The organism is Mycobacterium sp. NPDC003449 (genome assembly GCF_053588415.1).
In genome coordinates this window covers 91,644-118,535 of the sequence record NZ_JBSFPX010000003.1, presented here as the reverse complement: position 1 = coordinate 118,535, position 26,892 = coordinate 91,644, and the positions used below count along the sequence as shown (strand labels likewise).

Annotated in this window: 27 protein-coding genes; 13 read left to right on the top strand and 14 right to left on the bottom strand. The window is 62.7% G+C overall.

The window, feature by feature from the left end:
• Positions 1–297 precede the first annotated feature (297 nt).
• Together ACWDTP_RS02140 and ACWDTP_RS02135 are read left to right on the top strand one after the other, a co-directional pair.
• Positions 298–1,422 (top strand): hypothetical protein, encoded by a 1,125-nt coding sequence (locus tag ACWDTP_RS02140; protein WP_450016093.1) that lies wholly within the window; start codon positions 298–300, stop codon positions 1,420–1,422.
• A gap of 98 nt (positions 1,423–1,520) precedes the next feature.
• Positions 1,521–2,504 (top strand): MBL fold metallo-hydrolase, encoded by a 984-nt coding sequence (locus tag ACWDTP_RS02135; RefSeq protein WP_450016091.1) that lies wholly within the window; start codon positions 1,521–1,523, stop codon positions 2,502–2,504.
• 34 nt (positions 2,505–2,538) lie between these two features.
• On the opposite strand, the gene ACWDTP_RS02130 is transcribed toward ACWDTP_RS02135, so the two are convergent.
• Genes ACWDTP_RS02130 through ACWDTP_RS02120 form a run of 3 tightly spaced genes read right to left on the bottom strand, consistent with a single transcriptional unit; the run spans position 2,539 to position 4,993 of the window.
• Positions 2,539–3,912, bottom strand: a complete 1,374-nt coding sequence (locus ACWDTP_RS02130) for an MFS transporter (RefSeq protein WP_450016089.1) — start codon at positions 3,910–3,912, stop codon at positions 2,539–2,541.
• A 56-nt stretch (positions 3,913–3,968) separates the two neighbouring features.
• Positions 3,969–4,535, bottom strand: coding sequence for a hypothetical protein (locus ACWDTP_RS02125; RefSeq protein WP_450016087.1), 567 nt, complete (start codon positions 4,533–4,535; stop codon positions 3,969–3,971).
• 2 nt (positions 4,536–4,537) lie between these two features.
• Positions 4,538–4,993: a hypothetical protein gene (locus ACWDTP_RS02120; RefSeq protein ID WP_450016085.1), complete on the bottom strand. Its 456-nt coding sequence runs from the start codon at positions 4,991–4,993 to the stop codon at positions 4,538–4,540.
• Between the two features lie 76 nt (positions 4,994–5,069).
• Here ACWDTP_RS02120 and ACWDTP_RS02115 point away from each other — a divergent pair, with 76 nt between their 5' ends.
• From ACWDTP_RS02115 to ACWDTP_RS02080, 8 genes are all read left to right on the top strand, one after another.
• A complete protein-coding gene (locus tag ACWDTP_RS02115) occupies positions 5,070–6,011 on the top strand; it encodes a hypothetical protein (RefSeq protein ID WP_450016083.1) in 942 nt (313 codons plus the stop codon).
• Between the two features lie 125 nt (positions 6,012–6,136).
• Positions 6,137–8,164: an acetoacetate--CoA ligase gene (locus ACWDTP_RS02110; protein WP_450016081.1), complete on the top strand. Its 2,028-nt coding sequence runs from the start codon at positions 6,137–6,139 to the stop codon at positions 8,162–8,164.
• A 134-nt stretch (positions 8,165–8,298) separates the two neighbouring features.
• Positions 8,299–9,279 (top strand): alpha/beta hydrolase, encoded by a 981-nt coding sequence (locus tag ACWDTP_RS02105; RefSeq protein ID WP_450016079.1) that lies wholly within the window; start codon positions 8,299–8,301, stop codon positions 9,277–9,279.
• A gap of 52 nt (positions 9,280–9,331) precedes the next feature.
• Positions 9,332–9,847 carry a cupin domain-containing protein gene (locus ACWDTP_RS02100; RefSeq protein ID WP_450016077.1) on the top strand — a complete coding sequence of 172 codons (516 nt, stop codon included), beginning with the start codon at positions 9,332–9,334 and terminating at the stop codon, positions 9,845–9,847.
• An 88-nt stretch (positions 9,848–9,935) separates the two neighbouring features.
• On the top strand, positions 9,936–10,778 hold the full coding sequence (locus tag ACWDTP_RS02095) for an ABC transporter ATP-binding protein (protein WP_450016075.1): 843 nt from the start codon (positions 9,936–9,938) through the stop codon (positions 10,776–10,778).
• On the top strand, positions 10,778–11,626 hold the full coding sequence (locus ACWDTP_RS02090) for an ABC transporter permease (RefSeq protein WP_450016073.1): 849 nt from the start codon (positions 10,778–10,780) through the stop codon (positions 11,624–11,626). Before ACWDTP_RS02095 ends, ACWDTP_RS02090 begins: the two co-directional genes overlap by 1 nt.
• Positions 11,623–12,402, top strand: a complete 780-nt coding sequence (locus tag ACWDTP_RS02085; protein WP_450016071.1) for an ABC transporter permease — start codon at positions 11,623–11,625, stop codon at positions 12,400–12,402. The genes ACWDTP_RS02090 and ACWDTP_RS02085 overlap by 4 nt, the downstream gene beginning before the upstream one ends.
• Positions 12,403–12,499: 97 nt before the next feature.
• On the top strand, positions 12,500–13,246 hold the full coding sequence (locus ACWDTP_RS02080; protein WP_450016069.1) for an SDR family NAD(P)-dependent oxidoreductase: 747 nt from the start codon (positions 12,500–12,502) through the stop codon (positions 13,244–13,246).
• Positions 13,247–13,292: 46 nt separating this feature from the next.
• Here the strand turns inward: ACWDTP_RS02080 and ACWDTP_RS02075 are convergent, their stop codons facing one another.
• The 9 genes from ACWDTP_RS02075 to ACWDTP_RS02035 all read right to left on the bottom strand — a co-directional run bounded on the left by ACWDTP_RS02075 (position 13,293) and on the right by ACWDTP_RS02035 (position 20,963).
• On the bottom strand, positions 13,293–14,564 hold the full coding sequence (locus tag ACWDTP_RS02075; RefSeq protein WP_450016067.1) for an amidase: 1,272 nt from the start codon (positions 14,562–14,564) through the stop codon (positions 13,293–13,295).
• Entirely contained in the window at positions 14,564–14,734 is a 171-nt protein-coding gene (locus ACWDTP_RS02070; protein WP_450016065.1) for a hypothetical protein, read from the bottom strand. The genes ACWDTP_RS02075 and ACWDTP_RS02070 overlap by 1 nt, the downstream gene beginning before the upstream one ends.
• Positions 14,731–15,945, bottom strand: coding sequence for a pyridoxal phosphate-dependent aminotransferase (locus ACWDTP_RS02065; protein ID WP_450016063.1), 1,215 nt, complete (start codon positions 15,943–15,945; stop codon positions 14,731–14,733). Before ACWDTP_RS02065 ends, ACWDTP_RS02070 begins: the two co-directional genes overlap by 4 nt.
• Before the next feature lie 46 nt (positions 15,946–15,991).
• The gene (locus ACWDTP_RS02060) at positions 15,992–16,681 is read right to left on the bottom strand and encodes an HAD family hydrolase (protein WP_450016061.1); all 690 of its coding nucleotides are present in this window, start codon (positions 16,679–16,681) and stop codon (positions 15,992–15,994) included.
• Positions 16,682–16,745: 64 nt separating this feature from the next.
• On the bottom strand, positions 16,746–18,026 hold the full coding sequence (locus ACWDTP_RS02055) for an MFS transporter (protein ID WP_450016059.1): 1,281 nt from the start codon (positions 18,024–18,026) through the stop codon (positions 16,746–16,748).
• A gap of 120 nt (positions 18,027–18,146) precedes the next feature.
• On the bottom strand, positions 18,147–18,812 hold the full coding sequence (locus ACWDTP_RS02050; RefSeq protein ID WP_450016057.1) for a GntR family transcriptional regulator: 666 nt from the start codon (positions 18,810–18,812) through the stop codon (positions 18,147–18,149).
• Between the two features lie 100 nt (positions 18,813–18,912).
• Positions 18,913–19,404 carry a MarR family winged helix-turn-helix transcriptional regulator gene (locus tag ACWDTP_RS02045; RefSeq protein ID WP_450016056.1) on the bottom strand — a complete coding sequence of 164 codons (492 nt, stop codon included), beginning with the start codon at positions 19,402–19,404 and terminating at the stop codon, positions 18,913–18,915.
• Between the two features lie 561 nt (positions 19,405–19,965).
• On the bottom strand, positions 19,966–20,424 hold the full coding sequence (locus ACWDTP_RS02040) for a DUF3237 domain-containing protein (protein WP_450016055.1): 459 nt from the start codon (positions 20,422–20,424) through the stop codon (positions 19,966–19,968).
• Complete coding sequence (locus tag ACWDTP_RS02035; RefSeq protein WP_450016101.1) at positions 20,421–20,963, bottom strand: nuclear transport factor 2 family protein; 543 nt, start codon at positions 20,961–20,963, stop codon at positions 20,421–20,423. The genes ACWDTP_RS02040 and ACWDTP_RS02035 overlap by 4 nt, the downstream gene beginning before the upstream one ends.
• 183 nt (positions 20,964–21,146) lie before the next feature.
• Between ACWDTP_RS02035 and ACWDTP_RS02030 the strand changes: the two genes are divergently transcribed.
• Positions 21,147–22,193: an NADP-dependent oxidoreductase gene (locus ACWDTP_RS02030; RefSeq protein ID WP_450016053.1), complete on the top strand. Its 1,047-nt coding sequence runs from the start codon at positions 21,147–21,149 to the stop codon at positions 22,191–22,193.
• Positions 22,194–22,233: 40 nt separating this feature from the next.
• Here ACWDTP_RS02030 and ACWDTP_RS02025 read toward each other — a convergent pair whose 3' ends face one another.
• Positions 22,234–22,782 (bottom strand): TetR/AcrR family transcriptional regulator, encoded by a 549-nt coding sequence (locus ACWDTP_RS02025; protein WP_450016051.1) that lies wholly within the window; start codon positions 22,780–22,782, stop codon positions 22,234–22,236.
• 189 nt (positions 22,783–22,971) lie between these two features.
• On the opposite strand from ACWDTP_RS02025, the gene ACWDTP_RS02020 reads away from it, so the two are divergent.
• Entirely contained in the window at positions 22,972–24,192 is a 1,221-nt protein-coding gene (locus ACWDTP_RS02020; RefSeq protein WP_450016099.1) for a cytochrome P450, read from the top strand.
• Positions 24,193–24,453: 261 nt separating this feature from the next.
• Here ACWDTP_RS02020 and ACWDTP_RS02015 read toward each other — a convergent pair whose 3' ends face one another.
• Complete coding sequence (locus ACWDTP_RS02015; protein ID WP_450016049.1) at positions 24,454–25,938, bottom strand: long-chain-fatty-acid--CoA ligase; 1,485 nt, start codon at positions 25,936–25,938, stop codon at positions 24,454–24,456.
• A gap of 202 nt (positions 25,939–26,140) precedes the next feature.
• Here ACWDTP_RS02015 and ACWDTP_RS02010 point away from each other — a divergent pair, with 202 nt between their 5' ends.
• Positions 26,141–26,851, top strand: a complete 711-nt coding sequence (locus ACWDTP_RS02010) for a TetR/AcrR family transcriptional regulator (RefSeq protein ID WP_450016047.1) — start codon at positions 26,141–26,143, stop codon at positions 26,849–26,851.
• The last annotated feature ends 41 nt before the right edge of the window (positions 26,852–26,892 follow it).

Below are 26,892 nucleotides of genomic sequence, written 5' to 3'. Positions count from 1 at the left end.
CCGCACGCTGGGCATCGCTGACCGGCAACGCGGCAGCTGTCATAACAGGCATACTACAAACTACCCCACTAATTCACAGACATACCACTAGTTCACGCCGATGCGGAGGCGAGCCACCGGCGCCATCGGCGTACTTGTGGGCACAGCTGCATACGCGCTGCATCGACGAAGACGAGTGACAAGCGATCTGACCAGCCAACGCAGACGCATCTCAGCACACACAGACAGGTAACACATCATTACGATAGTTCGCCACAATTGAACGCGGCAGAGTCCAGCTCACAATAGACTTAGCCGATGCAGGGCTTGCTCCTTCGACTGTCAGAAACGGACGCGGCGGCCTCGGCGATGCGAGTGATCGCCTTTTTCGACATGCTGTTGGAACGCAGAGCAAGTCCGCGCGCCCTTGTACAAGCAACGGCAGGCCTCGCCCAGTGTGTCGTGGGGTGGCGCAACAGCAACGGCGTCGTCGTCCGCCTAGCGCCGAGTACCGCCGAGAGCCAGCGCCTGAAGCTTCCACCCTCGCCTTCCGCAGAACTCGAGATCGCCGGCCACGGCGTCGTATGGCTCGAACGTCACGGAGTTCCCGAGCCCTTCGACGAACTCGTACTCGAACGGCTGGCGCTGGTCGCCGGGGCTTTGAGTTCAGGCACTTTTGCTCCGAGCAGCAGCCGCGTGCCAGCGGATCAGACGGGGTTGCTCCTGGACTCTACTCGGTCTGAGGATGCGCAGACCGCGACCGCACGCGCGCTCGGCCTACGCGTCAGTCGGCCAGTCGTCCTGGTCGCCCTGAAGCACCACACAAAGCGCGACCCATCTGTCTGGGCACGTGACCTGGCCGAACAGTGCTGGCCCACAGACCGCGTGCATGTCACGAGCCAAGACGGACTTGCCGCTGTCATCGTCCAGCAGGTGGTCCCCTACGCCACCATCGAAGACAGCCTTTTCGAATACGTGAAGCAGAGAGCTGAAACGGAATCCGGCTTAGAGTCCGGACTGCGTGCTGGTATCGGAACGCCTCGACCGGTGACACAGGCTCATCTCTCCTGGGACGAGGCGAAGACGGCATTACGGTTTGCCGGTGCGACACGAACTGACGTCATCGCATCGCACCAACGCCTTGGTTCACTCGCCCTGCTCGCACAGATACCCACGTCTACACTTCGCGCCGACCCGGGAGTGGAGGCAGTGGCCGAGTTGCGGGCCAAACCCGGCGGAGCGGATCAGCTCGGCGTGCTTCAGGCGTTCTGCCGGACCGGCTCACTCCGTCAAGCCTCGGCTGAGTTGTATTTACACCACAGCACGGTCTCCAGCCACCTCACACGCATTTGCGCGCGCGCCAACTGGGATCTGAGCACGTCGCTCGGTCGCCTGTCTGCCCTGACGTCCCTCTACGCCGAGCATCTCTGCAGCGTCTCGTGAGGTTGTTGATGACAACCGCCCGGATTGAGTTAGATTAGATATCAACATCTTTCGGAAACTCCGACGTGGTACCAAGCTCTAGAGAGGGCCTGCTGGTCATGACTACGATCGAACAACGCAATGGGTTGCCGGTCCGCCGATGGATGGTGGGCGATGTCAAGGTTACACAGGTGACGGAGGCGCCGGTCGAAACAGGCCTCCTCGACGGACTCATCGCTGACGCAACGTCCGATGCCGTGAAGCAGATCCCCTGGCTCTACCCAGATTACGCGAACGCAGAAGGGCAGCTCACCTGGAATCTCCACTCCTACGTCCTCGAAGTCGGCGGCACCCGCATCCTGGTCGACACTGGAGTCGGTAATCAAAAGACCAACCTGCTGTTGCCCGCCTGGAGTGACTGGGACACCGACTTTCTGAGCCGCCTGGCCGCCGCGGGGCACCATCCCGAACGCATCGACATCGTGCTGTGCACGCACATGCATCTGGATCACATCGGATGGAACACCACCCTGGTTGGAGGAGTGTGGAAGCCGACGTTCCCGCGCGCCGTCCACCTGGTCGTGGGCGATGAGTTCGACTACCACTCCGGGGTCTGTGCGACTAGCTGCCACACGCCGCCGCGGGAAGGGAACGACGACAGGAAGGTCCGGGCACGGCGCGAGCAGACTCGCCGGGGTTTCGAGCAGTCGGTTTGGCCGCTGCTCGAAGCCGGGATGATCGAGTTCGTCGCGTCAGGACATGAGGTCGCCGATGGTATTCGCTATGTCCCCACCCTCGGCCACACACCCGCTCATCACAGCGTCGCCATCGCATCGCGCGGCGAATGCGCCCTCATTACCGGCGATTTCATCCACCACCCCGTTCAGATAGCGAGGACGGAGTGGAGTTCGGCAGGGGATTTCGACAAGCCCGCGTCGGCGCGCAACCGGCGCACGTTCCTCGAGTCCTGCGCAGGCACGAAAGCCATTGTATTTGGAACCCACTTCACCGGTAGCAGCGCGGGCACTGTGGTCCGTGACGGTGACTCGTTCCGCCTGGTCACGCTGGATGGCGAAGTGTTGGCAGTCTCGGCGCGAGGGTGAATTGGCAACTCTAGTCACTTACCCACGATGATCATCATGGAACTGTGTTCTTCGGTCGTTGCGCGACCCGAGGCATGCTCGACCCAGTGTCGTTGTGCAGCAACGATGTTCGATCAGCCGCAAGATCCGTATGGCGAGTCTCGGGAAGCGAAAGAGCGCAACCGAACGAGATCACCGCCATCACGATCAAGTAAATGCCGATTGGCCACGAGGCGTCGGCTCTTGCAACTATGTAAGTGGCAACGATCGGGGCTAGTGCCCCGCCGAGGATGGAGCCGATGTTGTAGGAGACGGCGATGCCGGTGAAGCGGACACGCGTACCGAACATTTCGCCGAGAAATGCTCCCAACGGTCCGTACAGCATGCCGTAGATCAGCATGAGCACACCGACGGCTGCGGTGATTGCAAAAAAGTTGGCGGTGTCGAGAAGTCGCAGCATCGGGTACGCCCAGAGAGCTGTCAGCACCATTCCGCTCATGACGACCTTCTTGCGACCGATCGCATCCGAAAGCTGAGAGAACCGCAGCGTCGACCATGCCTGGCCGATGCTCGCAATGATCAGCGCGATCAGCAAAGTGCTGGGGCGTACTCCCAGCACCGTCGTGCCGTAGGACAAAATGTAGACGGAAAAGATTTGGAAAGTGCCGAAGGCGAGGACCGTCGAGCCCGCCGTCAACAGTAGTTCCTTCGGGTAATGCCGGATCAGCGAAGCCACTGGGACTCTGAGTTTGGTCTCTTTCACAAGGGCGACCTGGAAGACCGGCGATTCACTTATCTTGAGGCGCAAAAACAGGCCGGTGACCACCAACGCAACGCTGAGCAGGAACGGAATACGCCAGCCCCACTCCCGGAAGGCGGCATCTTCCATCGAAGATGAGACTGCGATGAAGACACCCGCTGATGCGATGAAGCCGAGCGCCGGTCCGGCGCCGTTGATGCCGGTGTAGAAGCCGCGCTTCTCCGGCGGCGCGTACTCGGCAATGATCAGCGTGGCACCACCGTATTCGCCACCGAAGGCGAACCCTTGAAGGAAACGCAGTAGAACGAGCAGGGTCGGGGCGGCTACACCGATACTCGAATAGGTCGGGAGCAAGCCGACCGCGAACGTCGACAGCCCCATCAACAGCAGGGTGGTCACAAGTGTCGCCTTGCGACCGATGCGGTCCCCGCAGTGCCCGAATACCAGTGCTCCCACTGGCCGGGCCACGAAAGAAGCCGCAAAGGTCGAGAATGACAGCATCGTCGCGACTGCCGGATCCCTGTCCGGAAAGAATAGTGGCCCAAAGACGAGCGCTGCCGACGTGCCATAGAGAAACAGGTCGTACGTTTCCATGGCCGTTCCGAAAAAGCTTGCCGTGACAACTCGTCGGACGTCGGCAGGGCTGGGGGTGGAGGCTAGGTCAGTCATTGGCTATGTCCTTGCTCCCTGCCTAATCGGATGATCGAGCCGAGGCATGCGAGTGACTACCAACCGCCCCCGTCCGCCGGCTTCACCCCCGCGGGCAGCTCGATGTAGACCGACTCGGACGGGTAGTAATACTGGCGAATCGGTTGGAGGGCGCCCGGAATGATGTTCATCACCGTGGTGTCCTTGACCGCGCGCAGACCGTGGATGTCATTGGGCGGCTTAGGCAGGACGCTCACGTCGCCATCGCTCATCACTCGCTCTTCCCGCAACGACAGTTTCGCTACGTTCGGGATCTCGCCATCGTCCAGCCGGTCGTAGGTGCGATACAGAACACTGCCGCTGTAGACGCCGACGACTTCGGGCAAACCATGGTTGTGAATGGGAACGATCGAGCCACACTTCACGGCGTTGAAGACCACCCCGAGCGCACCGTCGTAGTACAAGACACGGGAACCGTCCGTATGAGCGCTCTTGCGGAAGTAAGTCACCAACTCCGGGTCCTCGTCGGCGAGAATAGGCCGAAGCGCCGCCATGCAGGTCTGCATCGCCACCGCAACGTCGTCGCCGTATCCGCCGTTCTTCTTGGCCGCATCGACCAAGGCCAGAACCACGTCGTCAATCATCGCTATATCTCCCTATGAATCGTCCAGTCCTGGCCGCCAGCCACCCTTGAGGAAAGAGCCGTCTGCCGGCACAGATGGTCACGCCGACCATCCTGCACCGTCACCCGATCGAGCAGCACCCGACGATCGTCGTCGATGTGCCACCCGAGCGGCGACGACCGTGCGGCACCGATCGCGCACTCGTCGGCTCGTGATGTGCAGATCGCCGACATGTGGCGGTAGTCACAATCACCGCATCGGTGCGATGCTTGCTGCGCGCTGACCACCATCCGTCTTGAACGTGATCGCGAATTCGCCTGCACCACACGAAATGTCCGCCAGATGTCAGGAGCGAGTGAACTGATGACCAGAAGATCCGAGTGGAGGCTGGTGGCCCGCACCGCCTTGAGAGCTGCGACAGCTTGCGCAGCCCTCACCGCACTGTTCGTTACCTCGTGTTCGAACTCATCGAATGACACGAGCGGATCGGGAGGCAACGGTTCGGCTCCTGGAACGGTTCATATCGGCATATCTCAAGGATTCATCCTCAATCAGATGACGACGATGCTCGCTCAAGGACTCGGCTACTACGGCGATGTCGAAGAGCAGTTCGGCACCACGATCACCCTGGACGTGGAGACCACCAACACGATTGGGCAGTCTGCCTTCTTCGGCAACAGCATCGACTTCTACCAGGGCAGTATCGCCGGACTCCTCCCCCCGGCAGCCAAGGGCGAGGACGTCATGAGCATCTTCACCAACTACACGGGTACGGCCACGGTTATGGTCGGCGCCAAGAAGTACGAGTCGAGCCGTGGCACGAACGCAGGCGCCTACGACGGCGGCAGCTGGTGCTACACCACTCTTGGCAGCAATAGCGACGTCACCTCCCGCTACGTGGCCATGGCCGCTGGTCTGGACTGGTCGAAGCAATCAGCGATGGCCGTCGGCAACACCAGCGCCTTGCTGCCCACGATGCAGGCCGGTCGATGCGATATCGCGGCGATGGACACCAACTCCGCGGCGGACGCAGTTGACCGAGGCGTTGGCTACGTCGTCGAGAATCCGCTTTCACCGGAGAACCAGGAGCGCATCTTCGGCGGATCCGTGCTCGGGTTGGTCACCTGGGCGTCTCACAGGTTCACGACGAAGTACCCAGCGCTCACGCAGGCGATCGTCGAAGCTCAACTCCGTGCCGTGCGCTTCCAGCAGGAGAACTCAGACGACCCCGACAGTCTCTATGCATCGCTTCCGAAAGCATTCACCGAAAAGACCAGCGCGGACCAGTTCGCCCGCGGCTGGAAGCTTTTCGCTCCCGGCATCGTGGCCAACACCGGTGGCGCCGGGCCGTCACAGATCACGACCTCGATCGCACTCGGTAACGCCACCGGAGCTGACGTCGAGTCGGTTCCCTCCTCGACGTTCGACAACAATTTCGTGCGACGTGCATACGTCGATTTGAAACTGCAGGTGCCCCCCGCACTCGGCGACGAGTAACCGGGTGCGCAAGGGGACGTTCCTATATCGCGAGCACAAGACCGTATGCACGCCAACGCCAAAGGAGAACCGTCGTTGATGCATGATTGTGCGGGAGGCAACATCGTTGGGTCGGAAGGTTTCCAGTGAACCGCGAGAACGCGGCAGTCACGCAGCCGTCGCCTATCTGGATGCCAGGTTCGGCTCAACTCACCAACAGCGCGATCGCACGTTTTGGCAAGTTCGCATCCGAACGACACGGGATCGACACCAGCACCTACCTCAGGCTATGGGAATGGTCGACGGCCAACCTCGGCGACTTCTGGTCGACCGTGTGGGCTTACTTCGATGTTTCCCCCGGTTCGCCACCCGGGATCGCCCTCGATGACGATCGAATGCCCGGTGCTTCGTGGTTCCCGAAGACTCGACTGAACTACGCGGAATTCGCGCTGCGTCCCTGCCCGACTCGGGCCGAGGACGGTGTCGCGATCACCGAGGTAGGTGAAAGCGGACAGATCTGTGACCTCACCTGGGACGAGCTGCGCCTGCGCGTCGCCAGCCTGGCGAATTGGCTTCGCGCGGAAGGTGTCCGTCCCGGCGATTGCGTCGTCGGCTACCTGGCCAATACAACGCACGCTGTCATTGCGTTCCTTGCCGCAGCGTCTGTCGGAGCGGTCTGGGCGGCCTGCGCCCAAGACTACTCCGCGGCGGGCGCAGCGGCGCGGTTCAGCCAGCTCGAACCAGTAGTTCTGTTCACCGCGGACGGCTACTCGTGGGGTGGAAAGCCACTCGACAAGAGACGTGAATGCGCAGAGCTGCGAGCGTTGCTGCCCAGCGTGAGAGTCACTGTGCAAATCAGCTGTCTCGGTATCCCCGCCGGCCAGTCCCGCTCGCAAACCGTAGCGTGGGACGACATCCAGTGCGGCGATCAGACTCCCCGGTACGAGGCGATGAAGTTCGCCGACCCTCTTTGGGTCCTGTTCTCGTCGGGAACGACCGGGGCGCCGAAAGGCCTCGTCCACGGCCATGGCGGGGTCCTGCTCGAGCACCTCAAGTATGTCGGCCTACAACTCGGTGCCGGGCCGGGACGCCCGTTGTTCTGGTACACCAGCACCAACTGGATGATGTGGAACGTCGTCGTGTCGGGGCTGCTCCTCGGCGCTCCGATCGTCCTCTACGATGGCAGCCCGACCTACCCAGATCCGCAACGGCTTTGGGACGTCGCGGCTCAGCATCGGGTGACCGTACTCGGAGTCAGCCCGGGATATCTCGCCGCGTGCCAAAAGGCCGGCTTGGAGCCCGGACGGGAGCGTGACCTGTCCGCTCTCGAAGTGCTGGGGGTGACCGGTGCGCCGCTTCCCGCCGATTCTTACTACTGGGTCCGTGACGCGGTCGGGCCGAAGGTCCAGGTCGTCTCCTCCAGCGGCGGCACGGACGTGGCCAGCGCATTTGCGGCCAGCGCTCCCAACACGCCCGTGTGGCCGGGGGAACTATCCGTGCCATGTCTCGGAGTCGCGCTGGAGGCGTGGGACATTCACGGTCGCAAGCTGGTTGGACAGGTCGGCGAACTTGTCGTGACGAAACCGATGCCATCGATGCCCCTGCGGATATGGAACGACCCGGATGGCGCCCGTTACCGCGACTCCTACTTTCAGACGTATCCGGGCGCCTGGCGCCACGGCGACTGGGTACAGGTCACCGATCGGCACAGCATTGTCATCTCGGGCCGCTCGGACGCAACGCTGAATCGCTCGGGCGTCCGTCTGGGCAGCGCTGACGTGTACCGCGCGCTAGATCCGATGCCGGAGTTGAACGACGTTCTGATTGTCGGAGCCGAAATCGACAATGCCGAGTACTGGCTGGTGTTGTTCGTCGTGCTTGCCGACGGCGTCACGCTCGACGAGCGGCTCGTTGCCCGCATAAACGAGACGTTGCGTACGTCGGCCTCGCCGCGCCATGTCCCTGACGACATCATCGCGGTTGGCGCGCTTCCCCACACCCGCACCGGCAAGAAGCTCGAAGTGCCGGTCAAGCGGCTTATCCAAGGACACGCGCTGACGGACATCGCCAGCCCGGACTCGGTCGACGACTTCGATGCCCTCGCCCAGTTCACCGCCTACGCGCCGGTTAGGTCAGAGCAGGCGCGGCCGTCGACGGACGGGGTGGCGGAATGACTGCACCGAACGGTGCGTACCCGGTGAGGTGCTCGCTCGTCGGACGTTTCACTTCAGATCGCCGACGGGCGTCGGGTCCCCCTCCACGGCATTGACGTTGACACTTATTCGACTACTTCTCTGAAGGGATCTCGATGAATCAGCGTTTTGACAGTGCTCTGGCGGCCGCACTGGCTTACCAGCTCGATGCGGAACTTGCGGCCGGGCTGAGCTATATAGCTGATCTCGACTTCAACGACATACCAGCCGCCCGTGCACTGGAAACCGAGATAATGGCGCTCACGCCGCCGCCGGACACCGCCGGGGTTTCGGTGCGCACCATCGACCTTCCCGTCGGCCAACGCGGCACCACCGTAACGCTTCGGCTCACCATTCCGTCCGACGCCGACCGGCCGATGCCCATCGTCTACAACCTGCATGGCGGCGGGTTTTGCTGCGGAACCATACAGGCCGAGCACGGCAGAGACGTCGAGCTGGCCAAGGAAGTGGGCGCGATCGTGGCCACAATTGCCTACCGCCTGGCTCCCGAACATCCCTACCCCGCCGCGTTGGAAGACTGCTACGCAGGTCTTGTCTGGCTTGCTCAGCACGCAGACGAAATCGGCGCGGACGCAAACAGAGTCGCCGTCCATGGCAGGTCGGCCGGGGGCGGGCTCGCCGCGGCCCTGACGTTGCTGGCCCGAGATCGCGGCGGGCCCGCGATCTGCTACCAGTTCCTCAGTGTTCCAGAACTCGACGACCGACTGGACACGCCGAGTATGAGCCGGTTCGTGGACACTCCTCGATGGAACCGGCCCAAGGCAATTCTCAGCTGGAAGTACTACCTGGGCGATCTCGCCGATCCGGGGTCTGCGAACGTTCCGGTTTATGCGGCGCCGGCCCGGGAGACGAACTTCGCCGGTCTCCCCCCTGCCTACATCTCGGTAATGCAATTCGACCCGTTGCGGGACGAGGGAATCAGTTATGCACAGCGACTTCTCGATGCCAATGTCATAGTCGAGTTACACCTGTATCCCGCCACGTTTCACGCGTCGTACATCATCGCCGCGGCCGAGGTGTCACAACGCGAGTTGGCTGAGGAAGTTGCGGTTCTGTCGCGCGCACTGCACGGATAATGACGATCGATCAAATCACCGCGTCCCCACGAAAATCTAGGAAAGGACTCCCATGCCGACGTACTGGAACGACTCGAAGAGCGACGTTCGGTCCCACGGAACGAACTTCCGTCTCGCCGTTGGAAACGAATGCGCGATCTACGCAATCAGCCGGGAAGCGGGTTATCACACGAAACCCCATGCCCACGACTACGAGCAGATCAGTTACATCGTCGAAGGCGAGATGTGGACATTCGTGGGCGAACAGGCGTACCACCTCAAGGCTGGTGACTTCCACCGGGTGCCCCGCAACGCAATCCATTGGTCGTGGAACCGAAGCAGCCAGCCATGTTTGACCATGGAGGCGGCGAGCCCGCCCCCTCCGACTGCGATGCTCGCCAACCAAGAACTCGGTGAACAGCTGGGACTACGGAGCATGCGGCTCTATGGCGATGCCGAGACCGGGTCCGTTCGACAGTCGAACGGACTCTTCCAGATCGATGCGGCGCGGCATGGCATCGATGTGGCGGCGGTCGAGGCTGGACCCGCGGTTAACCGTCCCCCGGCCCAGCCGGACGACCAGCGCTGAGCGCCACGATCCCCCCGAACGACCCGAAAGCCAGGGCTGTGCGACGCACTCGCCGACGCCACATATCGAGCTGAACAGGAGATGACAGATGACGCCCCTAAGTGATGCAGGTGGCGGCGACCGTTCGCTGAGCCTTGACCGAGTGACACAGCGCTACCCATCTTCGGCACGTGATGAAGCTGAATTCGTTGCCATACAAGATGTCTCGATCGAAATTCCGGCCGGCCAGTTCGTGTCTGTCGTGGGACCCACCGGGTGTGGGAAGTCGACGATGCTCTCGGCGATATCGGGACTGCGGCCAGCCTCGGAAGGCCAGGTACGAATAGGGCCGAGCGTGGTCGGCAGCATCCGAAAGGACGTCGGGTTCATCTTTCAGCAGGACGCGCTGCTTCCGTGGCGCACCGCACTCGAGAACGTCGAGTTGAGCCTGCGGTTCCGCGGAACGCCAAGGGCCGAGTCGCGTGAACGCGCGCGTGACTGGCTGGCCCGCGTCGGTCTATTGGATTTCGAGGACCGATATCCCCACCAGCTGTCCGGGGGCATGCGCAAACGAGTCGCCGTTGCCTCGACGTTGGTCTACGAGCCCGACATCCTGCTCATGGACGAGCCTTTCAGTGCCCTCGACATCCAAACGCGAACGTTGATGGAGAACGACCTGCTCCGTGTATGGGAGGAGGCAGGCAAGAACACGGTGGTGTTTGTGACGCACGACCTGGAAGAAGCAATCGGGCTCTCTGATCGCATCGTGGTGATGACTGCCAGTCCAGGACGCGTCCGAGGTGACTACGAAATCGACCTGCCGCGTCCGCGGGATCTCCTGGAAGTGAAGATGACGACAGAATTCTTGGACCTGTACCGCGCCATTTGGAAAGACCTCGAGGGTGAAGTGCTCGCAGCCAACAAACTGCGGATCCCAGGCTTGGCGCGCTGATGGTTGGTGTCAATCTCGAGTCGAACCCACGGCCGGCATCCAAACCGGACTCGCGCGGCCGCTGGCGAGGTAGGGGAAACTCAGCACCAGACCTATGGCGGAACCGGGCTATCACGCTGCTTCTGGTCTCGGCGTTCCTGGTCATTTGGGAGATCGTCGGACGGGCCAGCGTCACCAATGAACTGACGGTCGGCACCCCCACCGACGTCTTCGCGTGGATCGTCGACTGGGCCGGCGGGCAGTACACCGCCGGTTGGTCGGACCTGTGGATCACGTTGCAGGAGGCACTGCTCGGTTACCTGCTCGGCACCGTCATCGGTGTCTCCCTTGCTGTGCTGCTCGCAGCGGTCGGCATCCTCAATCGGTTACTGATGCCATTCATCGCGGCGGCCAACGCCGTTCCGAAGATCGCCATGGCGCCGTTGTTCGTACTCGCCTTCGGCACCACGGTCTCCGGCAGGGCCTACTTCGTCTCCAGCCTGGTGCTGTTCATCAGCTTCTTCGCGGTGTTCAACGGTCTGCGGTCCATCAGCTCGAAGTACCTGGACCAAGTCCGGGTCCTCGGTGCCAATTGGCACTGGACTGTCCGTGAAGTCTACGTCCCAGCGATCATCGGCTGGCTAGTCACCAGCCTGCGGCTGAGTTGGTCGTGGTCACTCGCGGCTGCCGTGTTCGTCGAATACCTCAGCTCCAACGAGGGCATGGGCTACATCGTCCAGGCCGGCCAAGAGAGCTTGGCCGCGTCCACCGTGATCGGGGCGTTGGTAATCATCGCCCTCGTCGCGGTATGCGTCGACTCAGCGCTCGTGTTGGTGGAGAAGCGGATGAAGGCATGGAGGCCCGCATGACTGTCCGCAGCGGAAGGCTCCGCACCGAGATCGCTTTACTGCTCGCGCGCATAGGACTCGTCGTAGTGCTCGTCCTGTTGTGGTTCGTTGCGGCAGAACACCAGTGGATCAACGACAACTTCTTCTCCGCACCGCTGGACGTGTGGAAGTCGATGACGTCGTTGTCGTCGAACGGCGAACTGTGGCAAGCCTTGCAAAGCACCGTCATCGTCCTGGCGGTCGGCTGGATCATCGGGGAGCTCTTGGGCCTGACGCTGGGTGTCATGCTGGGTCTCTCACCGACGCTGAACGCGATCCTTGGTCCCATCGTCGTGTTCGCCAACGCGGTTCCGCGCATCCTGCTCTTACCGATCTTTGTGGTCTGGTACGGATTCGGATACACCCCGAAGGTCCTGCTCGTCGTGGCAGTGATGGTCGTCTTCGTTGCCCTGAACGTGGCAGCCGGGGTTCGCGAGGTGGAGGGCTTGCTCGTCGACAACATGCGAATGCACGGTGCGGGCAAACTCGACGTGCTGCGGCACGGGTACCTTCCTGCCGTCGCCCTATGGGTGACCAGCAGCGCGCGGGTGACCGTCGGATACGCGCTGCAGGCTGCCATCGGATCGGAGTTGCTCGGTGCGCACTCCGGACTGGGCGGTCTGATTTCATCGGGCCAGGTCTCGTTCAAGTCGGATCAGATCATCGCCGTGCTGTTCGTCGCGGCGGCGCTCGCGATCGCCATCGACCTGTTGCTCGGGACATTGGAGCGACGAGCGATCCAGTGGATGCCGACCTGAGATCCCAATTGCGTACGTCGGGAAGGAATAAGGTGACATATCACCTAGTTGTCCTGGGTGGAACGCGACGGGCGTTCCCCGACAACAGGAGGGCGAGATGCCTCAACTCGAAGGCAAGACAGCACTGGTAACCGGCGGTACGTCCGGCATCGGCCATGCGACGGCGCGGGCATTCGCCGACGCGGGCGCGAAGGTGTTCATCACCGGCCGCACCCAACAGCGCGTCGACGACGCCGCAGCGACTCTCGGTGCCGGCGTGGTCGGCGTCGCCGGCGACGTCACCAGGACCGAGGACCTGGACCGGCTGGTCGACTTCATTCGCGCCGCGGGTGCCGGGCTCGACATCGTCTTCGCCAACGCGGGCAGCGGCGAGTTCGCGACCCTGGAGGAGGAGACGCCCGAACATCTCATCGACACGTTCAACCGCAACGTCGGCGGAACGGTGTTCACCGTGCAGAAGACCCTGCCGCTGCTCAAACCCGGCGCCTCGATCGTGCTCGCCGGCTCGACGGCGGCCACCCGGGGCACCCCGGCGTTCGGCGCCTACGCCGCGGCCAAGGCCGCCATCCGGTCCTTCGGCCGCACCTGGGCCACCGAGTTGGCCGACCGCGGGGTCCGGGTCAACACCATCGTTCCTGGCCCGATCATGACGCCCGGCCTGCAGGAACTGGCGCCCGATGGCGACCAGCGCCAGGCCCTGCTCGACGGCCTGGCGGCGAACCCGATGGGACGCATCGGCGATCCCGCCGAGTTGGCCGCCGCCGTGGTGTTCCTCGCGTCGGACGCCAGCAGCTTCATGACCGGTTCCGAGGTCTTCGTCGACGGTGGCACGAACCAGGTTTAGTCGATGTCGGGGCGCGGCAGGGTGCCCTGGCCCGACAGACCTTCGTTCACCGCGGCGCGAGTTGGGCTTCGATGACGGCTCCCGCGTTGAGAACGCTCGTTTCGTCTCCGGGCCTTCCCACAATCTGGATCGAGGTGGGCAAGCTGTCCGGATCACGGGATATGGGCAGAGCCAATGATGGTGCGTCCGTGAGACTCCAGGGGACGGTGTAGCTGATCAGTGCGCGGCCGACATCGAGGCACCGCCCTCTCTGCTCCACGGTGGATTGGTTCAATCTGGGCGCGGTGACAGGGGTGGTCGGGCAGACGAGTACATCGTGCTCGTCGAAGACACCGAGCAATGCGTCTCTCATCCGTTCCCGCTGACGCATCGCTTCGAAGTACCTCCAACCAGGCACATGTCTGCCCGCGAGCAACCGTTGGTAGGTCGCGGGCTGAAAGAGGTGTGACGGTGCAGATAGCCGTAGACGGTGAACCCAGGCTGCTTCGGTGCCGACAATGTCGGAGTAGACGGGCAGGGCGGTGCTCAGCCATCCGAGATGTACCGGCGAAACCGGATAGCCGTAGTTCGCAAGCAGCTCAGTCGCCTTGACAACCGCCTCCCGAGTGGCTTGGCAGGTGTCAGCGATGTACTCGTCGACGATCACACCGACCCTGAGCGGCTCACCGGCATCCCGCTGCGGCGTGGGTCCACCGCCACTCACGGTGTGCCAGACCGTTTTGGCGAGTTCAACCGTTGCGGCAAGAATCCCTACGGTGTCGAGGGTGGACGATAATGGGCTTGCACCCGAGGAGTCCAGGCTTTTCGTGGTTGGTCTCAGACCGACTACCCCACACAGCGCGGCAGGAACTCGCACAGAACCGCCGGTATCGGTGCCGAGCGCGACGGGCACGTCTCCCGCCGCGACCGCGGCAGCGGAGCCGCTGCTCGATCCCCCGGGGATTCTTGTCGTTGCCCGGGGATTGTTCGCGGGTTCGTTGGCCGACACCATTCCGGTGGAACCGTAGGCAATTTCGTGCATCGCGTTCTTGCCGATGATCGCCGCCCCTGCCCGGCGCAGGGCGTTGACCACCCCGGCATCGTGGGTCGGGGTCACCGGCGGGTATGCGGAGCCGGCCCCGGTCGGTAAGCCCGCGACGTCGATGTTGTCTTTGATGCCGCAGGGCAGGCCTGCCAGAGCACGCTCGGCGCCTGGGTTTTCCCGGGCCGATTGCTCGTACTGGGCCAGCACGTTCCGGTTGACCGTGGTCCAGGCATTGAAGCGGTCGAGTGTGGCAGTCGCCAGTGCGCGTTCGATGGGATCCGCGGTCTGATCCATCAGCTGAGGGCGGGCTCGTCATCCACTCGCACTGCCGCGGTGAGCTCGACCTCGATCAGCCGGCCGTCTCTCCGTGGAGTCATGCCTGCGGTGTAGATGACCGCATCGTGTCGGGTGGCGGTCAGGTAGTCACCGTTCGGTATCGGGTGTGGCGGCATGTCCCTGCTCATACGGCGAACTCCGATGCGAGCTCGCAGATTGCCGCGACCGCGTGGTTCGCCTTGTCACGCTGCTGTGAGAAGTTCAGCCGGATGCTGCGGCCGTAACCGGCGCCGAATTCATCGCCTGGTGTGACGGTTATTCCGTGGCCGGTTCGTAGCCGGGCCCTGAACTCGGCCACCGAGACGCGCATCGGCGGCAGCTGCGGAAACATATAGCTGCCGCCTTCCGTGCGTCGCACCGAAACACCGGGCGTTGCTTCAAACCGCGCATGCAGGTCGTCGCGGATGGACAGGTGCTCGCTGATGCGCCGGTCCATCCACCCCTCCGGTTCGGAGAACCAGCAGCGGAGCACGGCTTGGCTGTAACCCGACGCACGCAGCGAGACCAACGCTTGCAGCTTCTCCATCCTGTCGATGACATCTGAGGCGCCGATCGCCACCCCTACCCGAAACCCGCTGAGCGACTCGGTTTTCGAAGGGCCCAGCAATGTGATGCAGCGGTCCGCTTCAATATCTGCAGCGCAGAGGTGGGTGAATGACCGACCCGGGTACATGAGTCGGGAGTACAGCTGATCGACAACGATGAACGCGCCGTATCTTTGTGCCAGTGCTGCGATCTCGCCGATCTGTGCCGGCGAGTAGACGACCCCCGTCGGATTGTTGGGGTTCGATAGGACGACAAGTTTCGCACCGGCACCGAAGGCGGTTGCCAACGCGTCCAGATCGAGTTCGCCCTCCCTGGTGGGGTCCTCGTAGTGCAGCCTCACCGCGATGGGCTGCGCCCGTAGGTAGGACACGATACGGCTGTTGGCGAAGTAGTCAGGGGCGACGACAGCGACCTGGTCGCCGGGCGCTACCAGAGAGGACAACGCCAAGAAGAGGGCTCCCTGGGTGCCGGGAGTCACGATGACTTCGCGTGAGGGGTCCACCGTGCGTCCGGTGAAGTGACCGACCCGCTGTGCCAGATACTCACGAACGTCCAGATGGCCGCGATAGCGCGAGTATGCGAAGCGACGCCCGTCAGCGCATGCCTGCTCATAGAGGTCAATCGCACCCGGTATCGGCGGAAAGGCTCCGACATCACCGTGCGAGAAATCGATGTCGTCCGCGGGTGTGCCGCGCGGCGTGCCCTCGAGGGACTTCTCCTGACCCGGTGAGGAACTGATGTCCAGGATATCGAGTGGATTCACTACCCCACGACTGTCAGCCGCCGGATGCATGTGGTCTCCTTGTGTCGTTGCGAAGATTGCCTGGGATGAGTGTTTTTCAGGCCGTGAGCAGTGCAGGCAGCGCGCGCAGATCAGCCAGGGTCTCATCGGGTTCCGGGGTGCCTTCGTTGAGTTTCTGGCCGTTCCGATTGATCCAGATGGTGCGGAATCCCATGGGTACGCTCCGGGGAAGATCGACGTACTGAGACTGGGCGATGTGTACAGTGCGCTCGACGGGAACGGCGGATCGTTGCAGGACGAGTTCAAACAAGGCCGAATCAGGTTTGTACGCACGGGTTGTCTCGGCTGTGATCACGACACTGAAGAGATTGTCCATGCGCTTGACGGCGTGGCTGACGATGTCGTCTTGGCTGTTGCTGATGATCGCGAGACGGTACCTGCCGGCGAGTTCGTGAAGGACGTCTACGGTGTCGGGGAACGGCTCGGCTTCGGCCATGGCGTCGCCGCAGTCTGCCCCGTCCGCGTCGGTGACGGTGGCTCCATATTCCCGCAGTGCAGCCTGCATGCTCTCTTTCAGCAGGTCTCGGTAGATGATGAAGGGGCCTTGGAGTAGCCGCAACGCATGTCGGTAGTACCACCCGTGGTAGAACTCGGCAGGGTCGACGGACAGGTTCTTACGCTTGAGCAGATCTGCGACATATCCGCGCAGCGCAGAATCCCAATCGATGAGTGTGCCGTAGCAGTCGAAGGTCAGCAGTTCGGGTTTCGGGTTGAGGTCGAATGCCATCGGGGGCACCTTTCTAAAGGGTTGTCGGGACGCGCTGTTGATGAATCGGGTGGCTGAGTTTCAGTTAGGTCGCGGCCGCCTGTGACGCGGCCGAGGCATGGTCGTCGGCGTGAGTAGCGGTGATGGATTTCTTGTAAGTTTCCGGCAGTACCAGAACACAGCCAAGGCTGATCGCGGCCAGAAGGGCCAACCACATCGGCGCCGGCCACGAGTGGCCCGCTGATGCAACCATCGCGGTAACGATCATCGGTGTGGTCCCACCGACCAGTCCAGCCGAAACTTGTTGCCCCAGTGAAGCTCCGGTGTATCGGACATGGGGGTCGAACATTTCTGCGCTCAGTGAGCCCATCAGTCCGTACAACGAGCCATTGGCCAGGCCGCCGATGCCCTGTGCGATCCAGATGAGCACGGCTGTCTTCGTCTCCACCAGCCAGAACAGAGGGAATGCATAGATGACGGTGAACAACGCCATGGTGATGAAGACGGGTCTGCGGCCAACTTTATCCGAGATCGTTGCAGCCGTGAGGTTGCCGACGATGCCACAACAGGCGAACACGATTCCGCCGACGAGCATGGTGATGGCAGGAATTCCCAGGTCATTCTTGCCGTAGGCGACCATGTAGGTGGCGTACACGTAGTACCCGCCGCTGGAGACCGCGAAGGCACCGATACCCAACATGACCGTCTTCGGGTGGTTACGCAGCACCTCTAACAGGGGCATGGTCTGTTTTGTCCGTGCCTTCTCCCGTAGTTCGGCGAACACCGGCGTCTCGGGGACGGCCAGGCGGATGAACACGCCGACCGCGACGAGGACCGCACTGAGCAGGAACGGGATTCGCCAACCCCAAGTCTCGAACGCGTCTCCGGTAGCGGCTGTCACAATCGCAAACACACTGGTGGCCAGCAGAAAGCCGGCGGGCGAGCCGATCTGCGGGAGAGCGCCGTACAGACCGCGCTTGCCTGGTGGCGCGTGTTCCACACTGAGTAGGACCGCGCCTCCCCATTCGCCCCCGAGGGCGATCCCGCCCAGCAATCGCATCAGGATCAGGAGAATCGGCGCCCAGATGCCAATGGTGTCGTACGACGGAATCAGGCCGACCGCGAAAGTGCTGACTCCCATGAGCAACAGGGTGATAAGCAGGATCTGTTTGCGTCCGGCACGGTCGCCGAAATGGCCGAAGATGACGCCGCCCAACGGGCGGGCGAGGAACCCGAGGGCGAAAACCGCGAAGGACGCCAGGATGCCCGCGACGGTACTCACCTCGGGAAAGAACACCGTGCTGAACACCACTGCCGCGCTCAGCCCGTAGATCTGGAAGTCGTACCACTCGATGGTGGTGCCCACCAGGCTGGCCAATCCCGCCTTCCGCGATGATTGTCGACCGTTCATTGTTAACAACCTCTCGATAATAGATTTCCCCGAGCCGGATCGACCAGGAGGCCGAGCACAGTTCCCCTGACCGGGTCAGTCGTAGGACGTCGCCAATCGCTCGTAGGCGGTTTCGATATGAACCCGAACAGCTTCGACGAGGTCCGCCTCTCTTCGGCTCCGGACCAGTTCCAGGATGTGGGCATGTTCGCCGACGACGATTTCACGGCTGGTGGCCGATACCGTGTTGCGCGAGAATAGGCACAACGCGACTTGAGACCGCACTGAGCGCCATGCGGCCGTGAGCCGATCATGGTGCGCCGCATGGTAGAACGCGTCATGAAAGCGTAGGTCCGCATCGGTGATGGCGCGGCGTTCTCCCCGGTCGAATGCATCGGCGATTTCCTGCAGCGCGGACTCGAGCGACGTGAAATCGACGTCCTGTGCCCGTTTTATGGCGGTTCGCGCGGCCAGCACCTCGAGCGAGACCCTCAGCGTGTAGACATCCTCGATGTCTGTCCTGTCGAGCAACGGGACATACGCGCCTTTGTGAGGTTCGTGGATGACCAAACCTTCATGAGCCAATGTCGCGAGGGAGTCCCGAATCGGACCCCGACTCGTTCCCAACTGTTCGGCTAACTCCTTCTCGTGCAGCCGTTCTCCGGGAGCAAACGTTCCAGCAATGATGGCATCGCGCAGCACCGACAGCACATCGTCTTTCAGCCGAAGGCGATGGGCCTCCCGAAGCGAGTCGATCGCCACGCCGCTCTCCTAGATTGTTAACAATGAACTGTTGTCTGGATCATAGGATGCCGGCCGGGTGTTCTGTCAAGCCCCCATGTCACGAGGGATGGCGACAGGTTTAGTCGATGTCGGGGCGCGGCAGGGTGCCCTCGCGCAACAGACCCTCGTGCACCGTGGCAAGGATGTCGGCGAGGGCATCCTCACACTCGGGATCCAGGTCGGCGAAGAAGACCCGCCGCACCCACTCGGCATGCACCGGAACGGCTCCCATGAGCAGGTCCCAGCCCTCGGCGGTGAGGATGACGACCGTGCCGCGCCCGTCGGTCTCCGACGCCGCGCGTTCGACCAGGCCACGACGCGTCATCCGCATCAGGTGGTGCGAGAGCCTGCTGCGCTCCCACCCGATCACCGTCGCCAGCGATGTCACCTGGAGGCGATGGTCCGGTGCCCGCGAGAGTGCGTTGAGCACCGTGTAGTCGTAGAGCGAGAGCCCGCATTCGGTCCGCAGGTGATGGTTCATCTCGTACTCGAGCCGGTGGTACACCCGCATGTAGTTCAACCAGGCGCGCTGCTGAACCGGTGTCAGCGGATACTCATCGGCACCGGTCATCGCGAAAGCCCGCTATCCATAATGCCGCCGCAGTTCCGCGACCGCTCCGGCGGACTCCGAGGCGAGGACCGAACAGGGACGCAACACGGTGCCAATCTACGCAAACCCGCTACTCCGCGTGATACCGCCTGGCCGGTTGTCACAGTCCGTACCGCTGCCGCGTCTATGACATAGCGGGCACTCACCGTCAGGGTCCGCCGTGTAACAGAAGCTCACCCGAGTGGATGTCCGCATCATGCACACAATGGTCTGGGTGGCCCAGATCGCTCCGGCGCTGATATTTCTGGCATCCTGAGCCAGCCAAGCCGGCGATGTCGCGCGAACGGTTGCAAGCCACCGGTCAAACCGGCGCCGCCGCGTACCCGAAGCTCGCCATCACCCAGCAACGGATGAAGGAGTGGGCAACGTCGCCGTCAACGTCAGCCTGCCGGCGGTGTGCGTGTTCGTCGCGGTCCAGTAGATCTGAGCTCAAAGTCGTGGAGTGACATATGAATTCGGCCAAGTCGGACTCGCCCGCGCCGAAACGCGGGCCGGCCCTACCTGCTCGATGTCACTCGGGGATCATGCGACGACTCGGAAGACTTGGAATTCGACGACTGGTCCGGGTTGGATGCGTCCTTGTCCCACGAAGATGTTCTGGTTGACCCAGGAGTATTTGGGGTCTCCGGATTCCAGGCGTGGGGTGGTGACGAAGTAGTGGTCGCCGAAGTCGGTGCCGGTGCCGGCGCCGCCGAGGGCGCCCGCGGCGGCTTCGGTGACTTCGACCAGGCCTTGGTAGCTCATGTAGATGACGGCGCCGTCGTCGGTGTAGAACTGGGCGCGTACGTCGAGTCGACCGTAGCCGTCCTCACCGGCCAGCAGCCAGTCTCCGCCGCCGGGGGCGGCGGTTCCGCTGAATCGGTTGCCGGTGACTTTACCTCCGGTGACGGCGAGGACCTGGCGTAGTCCGTAGGGTCCCGGGCCGACGATCTGGGGTTCGGCGAGTTCTGCGGTGTAGCTGAACTCCGGCTCCAACTTCACTGGGCCGCCCCCACTCCGGCGGCAGCCATCACGGCTGACATGCCCTCGGCGATCACGTCGCGCCCAAAGGCCTCCACGACAACATTGGGATTGAAGTACTCGCGGATCAGCGCAACCTTGCCGTCCCGGATCCGCATGTGGGTGCAATAGGTATTGGCGTAGATCTTCCCGGTCTGCGTGACCGTCGCCTTTCCGTGCAGTTCCAGAATGAAGAGTTCCGGGTCGGTCGTGTCGTGCACGGTCAGCGAATCGATCCGGAGGTCGGGCACGGAGTAGAAAAACCAGTCGACGAAATGACCGATCAGGTGCCGGCCCGGCACGGTATCGGCGAGCGGCTCTGGAGCGAAGGGCATCTCCCAGACGGCATCCTCGGCGAAGATGTCCTTCCACGCCTCCAGTGCCTCGCCGCGAGGCGGACCGTCATCGAGGGCCCCCCAGAATCGCTCAACCGTCGCGCGGTTGTCCGTTTGTACGCTCATGCGCCGCCTCCATCTTCTGGTCGACTGCTGTCTCAGTCGATGTCCAAACCGACAGTGCACCACACGTCGTTAATAGTCAACACTATGTCGAGAATTGAAGCGTTCCATTGTTTCGACATAGTGTTGATTAACAACGACGGCTAGTCTAACGTCGCTGGTGGTATCGGCCTATCCCCTGGTTGCGGCACTTGCGCCGCACGATGACCACCCATCCCAGACACCTGCGTCCAACGAGGATCCGCTATGACAACACCCATCAACCGGCTCTTTCGTCTGCAGAGCCGGCCGCACGGCCAGGTCACCGACAGAGACCTCGAGTGGGTCGAGGAGTCCATTCCGGACATTGACGAAGGGCAGGCGCTGGTCCGTACCCTGTACCTCTCGCTCGACCCGACGAACCGCGTCTGGATGAGTGAGTTGCGCTCCTACATCCCACCGGTTGAGTTGGGTGCGGTGATGCGAGGCCTCGGTGTCGGACAGGTCGTCGAAAGCCGGCGAGACGATCTGCCGGTCGGAGCGTTCGTACTCGGCTTCACCGGTTGGCAAGACTATTGTGTCGCTGACGATTCCGTCCTGGAATTCCCGTTCACAGTTCTTCCCGACCCACTGCCCGCACCGCTTCCGGCATTCCTCGGCGTACTTGGCCACACCGGCATATCAGCGTTCATCGGTGTGGAGTTGGGCGACCCTCAGTCGGGCGAGACAGTGGTTGTTTCCGCCGCGGGCGGCGCCGTCGGTTCGATCGCCGGACAGCTGGCTAAGCAGCGTGGTGCCCGCGTAGTCGGCATCGCCGGTGGCGTGGAAAAGTGCCGACACTTGGTGGAGAAACTGAGTTTTGACACTTGCGTGGATCGACACGCGGACAACTGGCGCGAACTGCTCGACGAGGCGACCCCCGACGGCATCGACGTCGACTTCGAGAACGTCGGCGGCCCGATCATGGATCACGTCCTGGGCCGGTTGAACGTGGGCGCACGAGTGTCGCTGTGTGGTCTGATCTCCGAGTACGACAACTACAACGAACACAGCGACCAACCGGGCCTACGCAACGCAAACCAGTTGCTGATGCAGCGAGCCACCCTACGGGGCTTCATCGTTACCGACCACGTCGAACGTTACGCGGAAATCATCGGAAAGCTCGCCGCGGCATTGGGCGAGGGCTCGCTGACCTACGACGAGACTATCGTCGAAGGATTGGAAAATGCTCGGGAGACCCTCAACCTGGCGCTCGCCGGCGGCACTCAGGGAAAGTCGATCATCGAGGTCGCGGCTCCCCCTTCGTCGGACTGATTTCCTTCACAATTGTTGCCCTGAAGGAAGTCGTCATCCATTAGACGTCGAATGCCGGAGCGATGAACCGTTGTAACACCTCGGCTTCGAGGTGTTCGTCGCCGAGGGGCAGGTAGGCCATCGACAGCACCACGTGAACGATCCACAACGCGGCTACGGGATCGTCATCGGTGATCCCGGTGAGTTCGGCGGCCAAGGCGTTGAGCACTGGTGAGGAATGCAGGTCGCTGAGTGCGGGTGCCTTGGTGGATGTCATCATCAGCTGACGTATCGGGTTGGACCTGATCTGCTGCAGCGCCACGGCGATGGCCGTGACGACCCGTTCGGGACCGCTGAGGCCATCGACTTCGCGTCGGACGGTGTCGGTGATGGCTGTGGCGATGCGCAGTAGCACGGCGTCGCGGATGTGTGCCTTGCCGCCGGCGTAGCGGTAGATGGTCGCTCTCGAACAGTGCACCTGCTTGGCCAACGCGTCGATGTCTAAGGCGTCTAATCCGTCGTGGAGTACCAGTTCGGTTGCGACGGTGTAGATGCGTTCGGTCGCGGCGGCCCGGCGGTCCCCGCCGACGACCCAATCCTCACGTGTCACCCCGCCGCACTCCTTGCATCGTATCGAAAGTACATTCTCAGCCCTGAGACGAATAGTTACCAACGTCTCCCTCTTGTGTGCAGGTCAGCGCCCACAGCTGAGACAACCCTCCCGCGCGATGGGGTGTCCACGGTATCGACTTCGTCGCGGCGGGTTGACCCCGTCGTCGCAGACCAGCAACTTAGAGCGATGACACGTCGAGATGGGGCGCTCGGGCTTGCGCTATTCGATGATCAGTTCATCCAGGACCCGTATCCGCTCTATGCGCGTATGCACGACCGTGGGCGCGTTCACCGGATCGGTGACTCGGACTTCTATGCCGTGACCGGATGGGAGGCCGTCAACGAAGCAGTGGCCCGGTGTGATGACTTTTCCTCCAACCTCACCGCCACCATGATGCGCAATCCCGACGGCACGGTGGGGACCTTCCCGATGGGTGAACTCGGCGGCCCTACCCAAGCACTGGCCACGGCCGATGATCCCGCTCATGCCGTGCACCGCAGGGCGCTGATCCCGCAACTGGCGGCCAAACGGATACGCGCCATCGAGTCCTTCGTCACCGATACATCGGCCCACATCTGGGAAACCCGGGTGCACGGCGGGCGCGTCGAATGGATGGGCGCGATGGCCAACCGGCTGCCGATGATGATCGTCGGACGCATCATCGGCGTCCCCGATCAGGACACCGACAAGCTTATTGAATGGGGATACGCCGCCACCCAATTCGTGGAAGGACTGGTCACCCAACAACAGCTCACCGCCGCCGGCGTCGCAGTCATGGAACTCAGCGAATACATCACTGAACAGTTCCAGCACGCTTCGGGCGACCCCCAGGACAACCTGCTCGGAGACCTGGCCGCGGCATGCGCCACCGGCGAACTGGACCAGTTCACGGCGCTGGCGATGATGATCACCCTGTTCAGCGCGGGAGGTGAGTCCACAGCGTCACTGATCGGTTCGGCGGCTTGGATCCTAGCGACCCGCCCCGCGATCCAACATCAAATTCGCGAGCGGCCGGAACTGCTCGGCGCGTTCCTGGAAGAAGTGCTGCGTTTCGAGCCGCCGTTTCGGGGTCACTACCGCCACGTCGTCAACGACACCGAATTGGGAGGTGTTGCCCTGCAGGCCGGTTCACGCCTGTTCCTCATGTGGGGCGCTGCCAACCGCGACCCCGCCCACTTCACCGACCCCAATCAATTCCGGCTCGACCGGCCCGCCGGCAAGACCCACCTCACCTTCGGAAAGGGCGCGCACTTCTGCGTGGGCGCCGCGCTGGCCCGGTTGGAAGCCACCGTCGTACTCGGTCAACTGCTGCAACGCACCACACTCATCGAGGCTGCCCAGACGGGGCGCTGGCTGCCCAGCCTCCTCGTTCGCCGCCTCGACCATCTCGAACTGGTCGTCACATGACCGGCCAGGCGGAGTTGATCGCCTTCTACGAACTGACCCGAGCCAAGGCCGCATACTGCCGCGCACCGGACACCGTGACTGGTACGCCCTGGCGGCAACGATGACCCTAGACATCGAATTCGGCATGAGCGAAAGCGACGTCAACCCTCACCTGACGGTAGGCCGCGACGAGACGCCGGCCTCATCACGGCTGACCCACCTGATAACCGACGTCCATCAAGCCACCGATGAGAGCGTCCAAGGGACTCAGCGGATCTCGGCTCAGTTGGGGGGCCGCACCTCGCGCCGGAGGATCTTGCCGGTCGCACCCTTGGGCAAGGAGTCGACGAACCAGACTTCGCGGGGGTATTTGTACGCGGCGAGTCGATCTCGGACAAAGGTCTTCAATTCTTCGACCCCGGCTTGCGCCCCATGTTTGAGCGCTACGGCCGCGCCGATCTCCTCCCCGAGGGCGGCATGTTTGATGCCGATCACCGCTGCTTCAGCGACGCAGGGATGTTCGTAGAGGACTTCCTCGACCTCGCGGGGATAGACGTTGTACCCACCCCGGATGATCAGATCCTTCTTCCGGTCGACGATGGTGTAGTACCCGTCGCCGTCCCGGGTGGCGATGTCCCCGGTACGAAACCATCCGTCGGGAATAGCCTCGGCCGTCGCCTCAGGTCGCTTCCAGTACCCTTTCATGAGATTCTCGCCCTGGATGGCGATCTCCCCAGGTGTGCCGTCGGGAACGTCCTCGCCGGCGTCGTCGACGATCCGCAGCGCGCAGCCCCGTACGGGTATCCCGATGGTGCCCGGTCTGCGTTGGTGGCCGGGTTGGTTGAAACAGGCGATGGGTGCGGTCTCGGAAAGCCCGTACCCTTCGTAGATCTCGCAGTCGAACTGCTTCTCGAACGCTTTGAGAATCTCCACCGGCATCGGTGCACCGCCAGTGATACACGTACGCAGCGAGGACATGTCTGTGCTGTCCGCATCGGGGGAATGCAACATCGCGGCGTACATCGTCGGCACGCCCTCGAGAACCGTCACTCGATCACGGGCCAGCACCTGCAAAGCCTTGGCCGCCTCGAAGCGCGGGACGAGGGTGAGCATGGCAGCGGCTTTGACCGCCGCGTTGAGCCCGCATGTGAGGCCGAAGACGTGAAACAACGGCAGGCAACCGAGAATCACGTCTTCGGGGCCCACTTTGATCAGTGCATCCACCGTCGTCGCGGCGTTGGTCGACAGGTTCCGGTGGGTTAGTTCTGCGCCCTTGGGTTTCCCGGTGGTGCCGGATGTGTAGAGGATCACGGCAGTATCGTTGTCGGATCGCTCGGTCGCTTCATGAATTCGGGTGCCGGACAGGTTGGTTGGGCCCGTAGCAGGCACCAGTACCGAGCTGATTCCGACCTTCGCCGCCGCGGCCGGCACGACGGAATCGCTCCCCTGCAACCCGTAGACCAGTGACGTGCCCGAGTCGGCGAGGTAGTACTCGACCTCGCGCGCAGTGAGCAACGGATTCATCGGGACTGCCACCGCGCCGGCCAGGAGCACACCGTAGAACAGCACCGGGTATGCGGGGACGTTGGGAAGCACCAGGCCCACCCGGTCGCCCGGCAGCACACCCCGGACCCGCAGATCCCCGGCCACGGCCGAGGCGCGGCGATGGAGTTGACCATAGGACAGGACGTATTCGTCGAGCTTCACCGCCGGCCGGTCGCCGTGTTCGTGCGCGGTCGCGACGAGATTGCCTGCGAGGTTGGACACGGTTGACTCCTGCTTCGAATAGAAGGCTCGCGCAACATTGCGCGGCCAGGCGGGCGAATACAGCTAGAGCGCAAGCAGAACAGCGGTCGAGTCTGCACCCCTTACAGTATGTACTCCGCGTCTATGATTATCAACACACCGTCGAGTAATTCGCTCGTGAGGCCCACGCGGTACACCGGGTTCATGGTCGACCTGACCTATCATGTGTCTTATGGCGTCCACTTCATCGTTCAACCTGAGCACCGCGGAGACGCGGGTGGGACGACGAAACATCAAAGGTGACAGACGCGAACAAGCCATCCTCGAAGGTGCCTACGACCTGTTGCGCACGGTACCCCTGCGCAACATTTCCATCGACGATCTCACCAAGCGCGCTGGGCTCTCGCGGTCGTCGTTCTACTTCTACTTCGAGTCCAAGTGGCAGGTACTTTCCGCGCTGCTCTCGAGGGTCACCGCCGACGTGTTCCAAGCCTCGCAACTGATTTTTGAGCGCCCGGCGGGCATGCCGCCGGAGGCCGCCATCGAGCACGCCGTCAACGAGGTCATTCAGGTGTGGGAACGCCATGGTCACGTACTTCGTGAGGTGGGTGACGCCGCTGCGGCCGAGCCGGACCTGCAGACGCAGTGGGACTCGATCCTCGGCCGGTTCATCGACGCGTCGGCTGCCAGCATCGAACGAGACAGAGCCGCAGGCGTGGCCGTCGACGGACCACCGGCCAGGTCGTTGGCTGCCGCGTTGATGTGGATGGGTGAACGCAACCTGTCGTTGATGAGTCTGCGCAGTGAGAACGCCATTCCGTTGGAGAGCATGGCCGAAACGGTCACCACCATCTGGCTGCGGACGGTCTACGGCCTGGACTGGAAGCCCCGTAAGTCACCCACCAAACGCCGCAAGCCCTCTCCGAAGACGTGATCGACGTCGTCGGAGAGGGCTCACTGACTTCGAGGCTTTGC